Here is a 12,030-nt window from a genome sequence, read left to right on the forward strand (position 1 = left end):
TCTTGAAGTAACCTCTCGTTCTTACAAACAGTTGTGGTACGTTCTTACGGGGGACAGATCTGATGAAGCTAGATCTGTCCCCGGCCTGTGCAGACCCAGATCTAATAATTTCCCTGTAATCACACGGTAATCATTGCACAAATGGCAAAAAATCGTTAAATTATGCAGTCTGATTCTATTGCGTAATCTTACATCAATCGCGGGTATTCTAAAGATGGAAAAAACACTCACATTTCGCCGTTACAAAGATGGTGACGAAGCTCCAAACCCTTGGTCAGAAGAGATTTTTCAAGCCAGCTGGTCGCATAAATGCCCCACCTATGTCCATAAGACCCCCCCTTGCCAGGGTAGTTGTCCATCGGGTGAGGATATTCGTGGCTGGCTCGATATCGTGCGTGGACTAGAGGCGCCGCCTGAAGGCATGGACTGGCAGGAATACGCCTTTCGTCGATCCACTGCCGCCAACCCTTTCCCATCTATCATGGGTCGCGTATGCCCTGCCCCTTGTGAGGATGGCTGTAACCGCAACGAGGTTGAGGATAATGTGGGTATCAACTCGGTGGAACAGTTTATTGGCGATAGCGCACTCAAGAACAAGCTGACCTTCAAGAAGGCCGATAAGGAAACCGGTAAAAAGGTTGCCATTATTGGTGGTGGCCCAGCCGGACTGGCAGCCGCCTATCACCTGCGTGGTATGGGTCATGCCGCTACCATTATTGATAACCATGAATATCTGGGCGGTATGATGCGCTACGGTATCCCTGGCTACCGTACCCCGCGTGATGTGCTGGACGGTGAGATTCAACGCATCCTGGATATGGGCGTTGAGACCCGTATGAATACCAAGATCGGTAAAGATGTCTCCATGGCCGAGATTGAAAAAGAATTTGATGCCATCCTGATCGCCATTGGTGCACAAAAAGGTCGTCCGCTACCGATCCCGGGTGCCGATGCAGTGAACTGTATTACCGGTGTCGATTTCCTTGAAGCGTTTAACGATGGTCGCCTGAAGGGTGCCGCCAAGCGCGTTGTTGTTGTGGGTGGTGGTGATACCGCAATGGACGTGGTCTCGGTTGCTCGCCGACTGGGACACATCACGAATAGTGCCGACAAGGATCGAGTGGAGAATATTGTTCTCGGTCAGACCGCGCATGATGTTGCCACCGCAGCAAAGAAAGAAGGTGCCGATGTGGTGCTAACCTATCGTCGCCCGGTCGACAAGATGCCAGCGGCCCAACATGAGGTTGATGCGGCTTACAGCGAAGGTGTCGAGATCCAGGGTAGCGTGGCTCCGGTTGAGGTTGTGCTGGATGATAGCGGTCGTGCCATTGCCTTACGCGTGATTGAGGTTGAGTGGGATGGTAATACCATGACCACCAAGGAAGGCTCTGAACGCAACATTGAATGTGATCTTATCGTTTCAGCCATTGGTCAGGGCGGTAAACTGGATGGTATGGAAGATCTGGACAATGGCAGGGGTCTGATCGACTCCGATGCCTTCTTCCAGGTGAAGGACAAACCGGGTTATTTTGTTGCTGGTGATATTATTCGCCCACATCTGTTAACTACCGCCATTGGTCATGCTTCCATTGCCAGTGAAAGTATTGACCACTATTTCAATGAACAGGAAAACAAGAAACGCCCTAAGGTCGATGTGCATCACTTCAATCTGTTGAACAAGCTGCGTGAATCAGATCTGGAGCCAGAAGAATATGATCACAGCATGACCTACGGCACCTCGGAAGAAGATTTCGCTATCCACAACTACGAGGATCGCTCCAAACAGGAGGTTATCCCAGCGGATGAACTATTCCTGGCCCACTTTGACAAGACCCCTCGACACAAGCGTGACGAGACCGTTGTTAAGGCTGAAGAGGTAATCGGTCACTTTGCAGAACGTCTACAGGCTCTAAGTGAAGAGGATGTTGTTGATGAAGCCAAACGCTGCATGAGCTGTGGTATGTGCTTCGAGTGTGATAACTGTGTTATCTACTGCCCACAGGATGCGGTAAAACGCACCCCCAAGGCAAAGAGCACCATGGGACGTTATGTCTATACCGACTATGGTCGCTGTATCGGTTGTCATATCTGCGCCGAGGTCTGCCCTACGGGTTATATCGTGATGGGCATGGGCGAGTAAGAACATAAACACACCCACATAAAAAACGCCTTGTGGCTAACAACCACAAGGCGTTTTTTATTGCGGGTTTTATTATGACCGTTTACGCATCCCGAACAGACCCACAATACCTGACAAGAACAACCACACGGCCGCTGGCACGGGGACAGCAGAGGGTGAAGGCTCAATCGATTGCAGAATCATGGTATTGGCATCACCAATATCCAGATTAAGATTCCAGCCCGCAAAAGGCCCGTTAATCATTGGTGAACCACCAATACCAATATCGCCATTGGTTGCATCCACCACCGTATCATATAAAAATCCGCCCACCACAGTCAGCCCACCACTCGGGAGACTGCCAAAACCGGCACCAGCAATTGTTTCTGTATCGTATGTCGTCATAGCCAGTGGTGTCAGACCGATAGGATAAGGTCCGGCAGGCGTAACACCTACTAAGGGATTTCCACTCGCTGGTGCCACGGTATTATCCGAGGCGGGTAATACACTGGCAATACTGGTGTAGGTAGTACCACTATTGGTGATTAATTGCCCACCGCTAATCTGATCACCCGGCACCATACCGATATTAATGGCATCATAAAACCCGCTAGCATCCCACAGCATTGAGACTGGAACACCTGTAGACCCACCCCAGTCAAAAAGTAGATTAACCAGCATCAGGCTGCCTGGATTACCCCACCCACCACCAATCGACTGTATCATAGCACCGGGTGAAGAAAAGGGGATGGAATCACCGGCGAAATTAAAGGGTGTTATGGTAAAATTACCACCGCCTGATATTGTATCAAAAGAGAGGGTACCTGATATATCGGTTCTATTGCCATTAGTGGCATTGCCTATCACATCGGTGTTAACAAAAAACTCCCCCGTCGGAGAAAGCATGCTAAGCATACCCGTATAGGTAAAATTCATAATAACGGCATGAGAGACGGGTGAGGCAACGAGCAAGGCGGCAGATAGCGCCGTTAGGCGTGATAGTTTTGACATGATGTAGCTCCTGTTGTTAATGTTATTAATATTAGGAAGTTATTCAAGAATAGGACTTACTCCACTCAGTGTCAATTTTGAGATATTATGACCATATTCCTCGCACACGCAGAGACCCCATAATGGTGCGTAATACGCACCCTACCGAAGATTTATACACAGCAATTTTAAAACAGCCAAAAACGCAAGTGATTTTTTTAATCATTCTACATTAGCATATCTTGATATAATATAACACATTGATTATCAACAAAAATATAAAAGAGAACAAGAACTGCTCATTCTAATAAATATCCTACTATTACAGGCTATAAACGACCTGATCAGGAAACAATCCACAGAGTTATCCACAGATTTTGTGGATAACTCTATAGCCCCAATAACAATAAGGACTTAGCGCATATTGGTAATAGATCTCCTTAGCCATGAACGCTAAGTCACCCTCATATTGCAACACGAAGGATCATTGGTTCACAGGCATGAAACAGGTTAGAATCAACCCTCCATGAGCCAGACCATCCTCCATATTGCTGTCCCCTGCCCGTTATATACCTGCCTTGATTATCGTCTGCCTGATCAATTCAGCAAGCCCGTCATCGGTGCCCGGGTGCGTGTCCCCTTCCGTCAGCAACAAGTCATCGGCATCATTATGGGTATCGCCAAAGATAGCCCGATTGCATCACCACGCCTGCGCGATATTATCGAGCCCATCGATCATGATGCCTTGCTAGACACAGAGATCCTGAAACTAGCCCGCTGGGCCAGCCAGTATTACCACTATCCAATCGGCGAGGTCGTCAGCACACTACTGCCCACCCTGTTACGTCAGGGACAACAAGCTGTCATTGAGCACGATCCGGGTTGGCAACTCTCCGAGGCCGGAACTCAGTGCAATATCGAGAGCCTACAACGCTCACCACGCCAGCAGGAGATCCTGCAATATCTGCAACAATACCCTCAGGGGATGCGTGATACACAATTCAAGGCACAAGGGTTTTCACTATCGGCACAGCGTAGTCTGCAACAAAAGGGACTAATAAAACGCATTAAGCTGGAAATAGACCCTAGCGGGCATCCATCCCAAGAAGACAAACAACATCAGCTGAACAGTGAACAAGAACAAGCGGTCCAGGCGGTACGTGCCAAGCTTGACCAGTTTCAGACCTATCTATTAGAAGGCATTACTGGCAGCGGCAAGACCGAGGTCTACCTGCAATTGATTGCCGATATGATTCGACAACACAAACAGACCCTGGTTATCGTCCCCGAAATTGGCCTCACTCCCCAGCTAACCCAACGCTTTGAGGCGCGTTTCTCACAACGACTGGCGATCCTGCATTCAGGACTCAACGATAAACAACGACTGAGTGCCTGGGAGATGGCACGTACAGGCAAGGCGGAGATTATTATTGGTACACGCTCAGCCATTTTTACCCCATTACCACGGGTTGGTCTCTTTATTATTGATGAGGAACATGATGGCTCGCTGAAACAACAGGATGGCTTCCGTTACTCGGCTCGTGATCTCCTGATCTGGCGTGCCAATCAGGCTAATCGCCCCATCCTGTTAGGCTCTGCAACACCCTCTCTGGAGAGCTTGTACAATGCCCAAAAAGGACGCTACCAACACCTGTTAATGCCAACACGTGCGGGTAAAGCGATCCCACCGCATCTTCAATTGTTGGATGTACGCGGACAACAGATGCGTGAGAGCCTGTCGCAACAGCTACTCATCAAGATACGTCAACACCTTGATAATAATGGACAGGCCCTTATCTTTATTAATCGCAGAGGATTTTCACCCACCCTGATGTGCCATGAATGTGGCTGGACAGCCGAATGCAGCCGCTGTAATACCCACATGACCTGCCACCAGGGTAAAAATGCCCTGCAATGCCACCACTGCGGCTCATACAAAGCACTGCCCAGACAATGCCCTGCTTGTCAGGGACAAAACCTGATTCACCTCGGCGCCGGTACTGAACGCGTAGAGCAAGCACTGATACAGCACTTCCCCGATATCACTGTGCTCCGTATCGACCGTGATAGCACCCGTCGCAAGGGTGCCTTGCATAAACTGCTACAACAGGCTCAGGAGGGGCGTAAACAAATCCTGCTCGGCACCCAGATGCTGGCCAAGGGTCATCATTTCCCTAACGTCACCTTAGTGGCTATCCTCGATGCCGACCAGGGACTGTTCAGTCATGATTTTCGTGCCAGTGAACGCATGGCACAACTGATCACCCAGGTTGCCGGACGTGCCGGACGCGACCAGCAACCGGGCGAGGTCATCATCCAGACCCACCACCCGGAACATCCGCTACTGCGAATCCTGCTCACCGAAGGCTACGCTGCCTTTGCCAATGCCACACTAAAAGAACGCGCAGAGGCCCGACTGCCACCCTTTAGCTATATGGCTATCTTGCGTGCCGAGGCCAGCAACCCGCAGGCACCGATGGACTTTCTGCAACAGATCGCCGATCAACTACCAAACAACCCCTCCGAGAATATTGATATCTGGGGGCCACTGAGTGCCTCAATGGAAAAACGCGCCGGACGTTACCGTTATCAACTCATTCTACAAGCGACAAAAAGAAGCGCACTACACCCCCTGCTGGATCAGATTATCTCGCAGATCAGCAAGCTCAAATCTGCCAGCAAGGTACGCTGGTCATTGGATGTTGATCCCATTGATACCTTTTAATTTCACAAGGTGCGTAATACGCACCCTACCCCAAAAAATCCGTATAATACCCATCTATGAAAAATCACTTACAAAAACTCCTCCAGGACGCACTCAACACCCTTCAGGCACAGGATGAATTACCTGCCAACCTAAACGTCACCATCAACATTGAACATACCAAAGATCGTAGTCATGGTGATTTCGCCAGCAACCTGGCGATGATGTTAGCAAAGCCTGCCCGTTGTGCACCGCGCGTAGTTGCCGAAAAACTGGTCGCGGCACTGCCCTCATCTGAGCTGGTCATCAAGGTCGATATCGCTGGCCCGGGGTTTATTAATTTCTTTCTCCACAACACCGCCTATCACGATATCATCACCCGTGCCCTGCAACAGGATCAGTCCTTTGGTCGTAGTGAACAGGGTCATGGCCAGTCCATTCAGGTGGAATTTGTCTCGGCTAATCCAACCGGGCCTTTGCATGTCGGTCATGGTCGTGGTGCCGCCTATGGTGCAGCTGTAGCCGACTTGCTAGAGGCGGTAGGCTATCAGGTACAACGTGAATATTATGTCAATGATGCCGGTCGACAGATGGATATCCTCGCTGCCAGTGTCTATCTGCGCTATCTGGATCTATCCGGTGAAGAGATCAACTTCCCTGATAACGGCTACCAGGGTGACTATGTGTGGGATATTGCAGCGACCCTGCATCGTGAAAACAATACAAAATTCGCTCACCCTGCCAGCGATGTCTTCAAGGACATAGCCGCTGATGAAAAGGATGGCGGTGATAAGGAGCTACATATTGATGGGCTCATTCAGCGCATCAAGGATTTGTTAGGTGCCGATGATTATCGCCTGCTATTTGATCTTGGACTGAATACCATCCTGGATAATATTCGTCAGGATCTGCATGAATTCGGCGTTGATTATCAGGAATGGTTCTCTGAACGCAGGTTAACCGAGAGTGGTCAGGTACAAGCCATCATTGAACGCCTGCAGGAAAAGGATTACATCTACGAGAAAAACGGTGCGTTGTGGTTTCGCTCCACTGCTTTCGGTGATGAAAAGGATCGCGTCGTTGTGCGCGACAATGGTCAGAGCACCTATTTTGCCTCGGACATTGCCTACCACATCAATAAACTGGAACGTGGGTTTAGTAAAATAATTGATATCTGGGGTGCCGATCATCACGGCTATATACCCCGAGTAAAGGCCGCTATGCAGGCCGTTGGTGATAACCCAGATCAGCTTGATGTATTGCTGGTGCAATTCGCCATCCTCTATCAAGGTGGCGAAAGAATGAAGATGTCCACCCGTTCCGGTGAATTTGTAACCCTGCGCGAACTACGCAATGAAGTCGGCAATGATGCCGCGCGATTCTTTTATGTTATGCGCAAATGTGAACAACACCTCGACTTTGACCTCGATCTTGCCAAATCACAATCCAATGAAAACCCGGTCTACTATATTCAGTATGCCCATGCACGCATCATGAGCGTTATGCGTCAGATGGAAGAAAAAAGTTGGTGTTGGGATCAGGCCAATGGTGAAAAAAATCTGGCGCTGCTACAGGAAGACCATGAACAGGATTTAATCATCAAGCTCTCGCGTTACCCTGAGGCCATAGAACTTGCAGCAACGCAATATGAACCCCATCAACTAGCACACTTTTTACGCGCCCTGGCACAAGATTTTCACACCTATTACAATGCCCACATCTTCCTCACCGGGGACAACCCTGATCTACGCGATGCCCGCCTGAACCTGATACAGGCAACACGCATTGCATTAAGAAACGGCCTTAATCTTCTCGGTGTCTCCGCACCCGATAAAATGTAATGGCACACGACTACAAAAACCGGGCGCGTAATAAAAAAAGCAAGAAGCCAATATCCGGCTGGCTATGGCTGGTCGCCGTTATACTGATCGCATTGTTCAGCACCCTTCTGCTTTATCTACAAGAACAGAAGCAAGCACCCGCCATACAGAAAAAACCCACCGCTGATAGCAGCAAAAAGAAAAGCTCTTCAAATAAGCAGAGCAACAAGTCACGCTTTGATTTTTATGAGCTCCTGCCCGAAGAGAGCTTTGATCTTTTTAAGCCGGATAGCAATCAAGCGGATCAAAAGAGTAGCAGCCAATACCTGTTACAGGCCGGATCATTCAAGACCTATGCCCAGGCCGATAAACTCAAGGCACAACTGGCATTTTCAGGCATTGTGACCACCATCAACACCGCAACCACAGCCGACGGCAAGACCTGGCATCGGGTACAGGCAGGCCCTTATAATAATCAACTGGATATCGACCAGACACAACAGAAATTACAAGCGATGAAGATTGAGCCGATTCTACTCAGGATTAAAAAGTAGGATGATTCAGGAGCGGAGTTAAAATACTTATGATTAATAAGTTACATATCAACACACTGGTCAATATAAGTTTTTTCACAGTAATCATATTATTCACCATATTGATGATTGCCAGCAATCGTCAACTTGCAAAAATCGAATCTGACTCACATCGAATCACCTCTTTACGAGTGCCTACTGCCAAAGCCAGCGCATCCATCAATACCGCGATTAACACCTCTCTAGCAGCCCTGCGTGGCTGGATGCTTATTAAAGAAGAACGCTTTATTATAGCTCGGCGAGATGCGTGGCAAACCATCCGTCAAGATCAAAAACAATTAGTTAAACTCTCAAAAAAGTGGACCAACCTTGAAAACATAGAGCGTTTATCTATAGTAACAGCGCTTCTGGATCAACTGGAAACCGAACAATTAAATATCGAGCTGCTTACACATAAAGCAGAAAATATCCGCTCATCTGAAATCCTTCTTACCTCAGCCGCGCCCATTGCTGCTTCGATAACCAACAACATTACTAAAATGATTGATTTCAACAAAAGCCAGGAGAGCTCAGCCAAGCGTATACAGATTCTAATTACAATGGCTGATTTTCGTGGTTCTTTTGCAATCTCACTGGCCGATATTAGAGCATTTTTATTATCTGCTGAACCAAGATTTAAATCTTCCTTTGAATCACACTGGAGTAAAAACACAACGAGTTATGACAAGCTGAATGAACTAGCTCAATACCTTACGCCTTTCGAACAAAGCCTGTTAAATGAAATCAAGGCACTTAGAAAAAAATTCAGCCCTCTGCCAAAAAAAATGTTTGATTCACGACTAGGAAAAGACTGGAATCGCTCAAGCCATCTACTTAACACCACAGCCGTAAAAACCTCTAATAAACTCGTCGTCATTCTTCAAAAGATGGCTGATAATCAAAACATTCTTCTTAAGAAAGATGCCCAACTTCTCAGTGACGATGCAGCATACCTGGAAATATTCCAAATGATATTTCTTGGCTTCATCGTTTCTATTACCTTGTATTTTAGCATCATTATTAATAAGAAATATCGCGTATTTCGCCACAACCTCAACAATAGAAACTCCCTTGTCGACCAAAATGTTCTCATGGCCACTCTTGATAACAACGGAGCTATCATCAATATTAGCAATGCACTTTGCCGTTTGCTAGGCGGGGTAAAAGAAGATTTTATCGGTCAAGAAAGTTACTTTTTTCTACCCGAAGATGACCATGATGAATTACAGGATAAGATTTTAAAATCATTAAAGACAGGGAAAACATGGCAAGGAAATTTTAAACGAAACAACCTGGATGGCGAAGAAATATGGTTATGCTCAACCATTTTCCCAATCAATAATGAAGGTGAAGGTGAAAGTAAAAGTGAAGATGAAGGTGAAGGATGGGGCTATTACAATATCCTTGAAAACATTACGGATCGCATGCGATTTGAAGAGGTATCGGTTACGGATAAATTAACTTCACTTTACAATCGCAGGAAATTTGATGAAATAATAGATCTGCAAATTAAATTAGCAAGAAGGCGTAAAACCCATCTTACCATGGCTATTATTGATGTTGATTTCTTTAAAAAATATAATGATCATTACGGTCATCCTGCAGGAGATACCGCACTTACACGAACAGCCGCAGCATTAAGATCAAATCTATCCCGGCCAGATGATTATGTCTTTCGCCTGGGTGGTGAAGAATTTGGCCTTATCTTTAATAGCCTGAATAAAGAACAATCAAAAGACATACTAGAGCGTATTTGCAAAAGTGTTGAACAATTGAAAATCGAACATAAACAAAATGAAGTTTCAGACTACCTCACTATTTCCATTGGTTCAAAAATATGTCCTCCTAACGAACTAATGGAGAAAGACGCCCTTTATAATGAAGCAGATAGATTACTCTATATCGCCAAACAAACACGCAATACTGTTTGCATCAATTAATGCGTTCTAGCACAAACGATCTAGCCGCATAAGACTCTTTTTTTGCCGTACAGCTGTTAATAACGCAGCAAGCCCATCATTATCCACCATATAAAGTAATGGGCTCATATTTAGATCAGAGTGCGTTGCACGCAACCAGTGACACATCCGCACCTCATCTCCACCACTTTGTTGATAGATGCAATCAAATAACGCCACCCAGTATTCAGCCTGTTGCCCCGTCTCTGATTCACTCGACAGATCAAGACTCCCATCTTCCAACGCAGTAATATCTTCACAACGAATATGTAAAATACGCGCCAACTCGGCTCGATACATAGCAAACATATCCGCAATATGAAGAACCTTTTTATGGATTTCATCCGTCTCATCAAAGGGCATTCTACTTCAGCCGATCCAGTCGCAAGCGTTGGCGCTCATCAAACAAACGCCTTGATGAAAACCATACAGCAGTCATCGTGCCCATCCCGGTACCCGAGGCAATCAGGAACATAATCAGGATTTGATAACGCACCGCATCCTCTGGTGCAGCACCTGCCAGGATCTGCCCGGTCATCATACCCGGCAGGCTGACAACACCGGCCACGGTCATAGCATTCAGTATCGGGATTAAACCACTGCGGATACTCTCTTTACAGATATCAGCAATCGCCTCGCGCTCACTATCACCCAACATAAGACGCGCCTCAATCTCACCGCGCCGTTGCCATGCCATCTGGGTCAGTCTATCCATAGCGATAGCGACACCATTCATGGTATTACCCAACAACATACCCAATAAAGGAATGGCGTATTGCGGCTCATACCAGGGGTGATTACCGATAATCAACACTAAGGCAAACAGGGTAACGGCGAAAGAGGAGACAAACATGGAGGCTGTACCAACACCAAAACTCCAGAACCCTGAAAACCTGCGACCCTGCCGAACCATCACCTCACGTCCGGCAACAAGCAGCATTACCATCGACATCAAGGTAATCCATAATAGATTCGTGGTACTAAAAATTACCTTCAGAACCAGCCCCAGCAAAAATAACTGCACCGTGGTTCTTAATGCCGCAATCAAGACCTGGCGGGATAAATCCTTGCTGATTTTTGATGATAGCCATGCCAGTAACAAGACCAGGCTTGCGGCTAACGAGAGATCGATCAGCGTCAAATCAATCATTAGCTACCTCCATCAATAGGCCCCCGTCCAGCATCCTTAGCCCACGATCCGCTACCCGGGCAATCTGCTCTACCGAATGACTCACCCACAACACCGAGGCACCGTGTTGGCGCTGCCAGGATTTAATCAAGCTTTCAACCCGGGCAATATTATCGGCATCCAGGCTTGCGGTTGGCTCATCCAGCAACAGCACATCAGGGGCTCTATCCAACAGCCTCAATAATGCCATACGTTGTCGCTCACCCGTGGATAGGCGACTCACCGACCAGGACATAATACCCTCATCCAGACCCAAGGCATCCAGACCCGCGATAGCCTCATGCAGGAAATGATCCTTCACTTGTTCGCCCCACCAGGCACTCTCTGCTGGCAGATAAGCCACCTTACGCCGCCACTGTTGCGGCTCTATATCCTTGCATGCGATACCATTTAACCCAACATGCCCCTGATAGGGATCCAGATCAGCCAAGGCGCGTAACAGACAGCTCTTACCCGATCCTGAAGGTCCCGAGATAGACAGACACTCCGCTTTCTTCAGTTCAAAACTGACATCACTCAATACCTCATTAACCAGATTATCAACCAACAGCAAGATGGATGCTCCCCATAAAACTTTTTTATTTAACATGGTGCGTGGTACGCATATATGGTCTCCTCCCAGTTTGCAAGACATTGTGAACCTTTAACAGTGACAGGATTGCTTCCATATATCCGGCC

9 protein-coding genes are annotated in these 12,030 nt (G+C 47.4%); 5 read left to right on the forward strand and 4 right to left on the reverse strand.

Going from position 1 to position 12,030, the window contains the following annotated elements; all coding sequences use genetic code 11:
- Positions 1-214 precede the first annotated feature (214 nt).
- The gene (locus GXP22_00625; protein ID NOX07990.1) at positions 215-2,140 is read left to right on the forward strand and encodes an NAD(P)-binding protein; all 1,926 of its coding nucleotides are present in this window, start codon (positions 215-217) and stop codon (positions 2,138-2,140) included.
- Positions 2,141-2,212: 72 nt separating this feature from the next.
- Here GXP22_00625 and GXP22_00630 read toward each other — a convergent pair whose 3' ends face one another.
- Complete coding sequence (locus tag GXP22_00630) at positions 2,213-3,130, reverse strand: hypothetical protein (protein ID NOX07991.1); 918 nt, start codon at positions 3,128-3,130, stop codon at positions 2,213-2,215.
- A gap of 505 nt (positions 3,131-3,635) precedes the next feature.
- On the opposite strand from GXP22_00630, the gene GXP22_00635 reads away from it, so the two are divergent.
- From GXP22_00635 to GXP22_00650, 4 genes are read left to right on the forward strand one after another with little or no spacing between them, the layout of a single operon-like run.
- Complete coding sequence (locus tag GXP22_00635) at positions 3,636-5,834, forward strand: primosomal protein N' (GenBank protein ID NOX07992.1); 2,199 nt, start codon at positions 3,636-3,638, stop codon at positions 5,832-5,834.
- A 56-nt stretch (positions 5,835-5,890) separates the two neighbouring features.
- Positions 5,891-7,654: an arginine--tRNA ligase gene (locus GXP22_00640; GenBank protein NOX07993.1), complete on the forward strand. Its 1,764-nt coding sequence runs from the start codon at positions 5,891-5,893 to the stop codon at positions 7,652-7,654.
- Positions 7,654-8,187 (forward strand): hypothetical protein, encoded by a 534-nt coding sequence (locus tag GXP22_00645; protein ID NOX07994.1) that lies wholly within the window; start codon positions 7,654-7,656, stop codon positions 8,185-8,187. The genes GXP22_00640 and GXP22_00645 overlap by 1 nt, the downstream gene beginning before the upstream one ends.
- A gap of 29 nt (positions 8,188-8,216) precedes the next feature.
- The gene (locus GXP22_00650; GenBank protein NOX07995.1) at positions 8,217-10,145 is read left to right on the forward strand and encodes a GGDEF domain-containing protein; all 1,929 of its coding nucleotides are present in this window, start codon (positions 8,217-8,219) and stop codon (positions 10,143-10,145) included.
- 6 nt (positions 10,146-10,151) lie between these two features.
- On the opposite strand, the gene GXP22_00655 is transcribed toward GXP22_00650, so the two are convergent.
- From GXP22_00655 to GXP22_00665, 3 genes are read right to left on the reverse strand one after another with little or no spacing between them, the layout of a single operon-like run.
- Positions 10,152-10,526, reverse strand: a complete 375-nt coding sequence (locus tag GXP22_00655) for a hypothetical protein (protein ID NOX07996.1) — start codon at positions 10,524-10,526, stop codon at positions 10,152-10,154.
- 1 nt (position 10,527) lies between these two features.
- Positions 10,528-11,313 carry an iron export ABC transporter permease subunit FetB gene (gene fetB / locus GXP22_00660; GenBank protein NOX07997.1) on the reverse strand — a complete coding sequence of 262 codons (786 nt, stop codon included), beginning with the start codon at positions 11,311-11,313 and terminating at the stop codon, positions 10,528-10,530.
- On the reverse strand, positions 11,306-11,941 hold the full coding sequence (locus tag GXP22_00665) for an ATP-binding cassette domain-containing protein (GenBank protein ID NOX07998.1): 636 nt from the start codon (positions 11,939-11,941) through the stop codon (positions 11,306-11,308). The genes fetB and GXP22_00665 overlap by 8 nt, the downstream gene beginning before the upstream one ends.
- Positions 11,942-12,030 lie beyond the last annotated feature (89 nt).

The organism is Gammaproteobacteria bacterium, from assembly GCA_013151035.1.
In the GTDB taxonomy this organism is placed as follows: domain Bacteria; phylum Pseudomonadota; class Gammaproteobacteria; order JAADJB01; family JAADJB01; genus JAADJB01.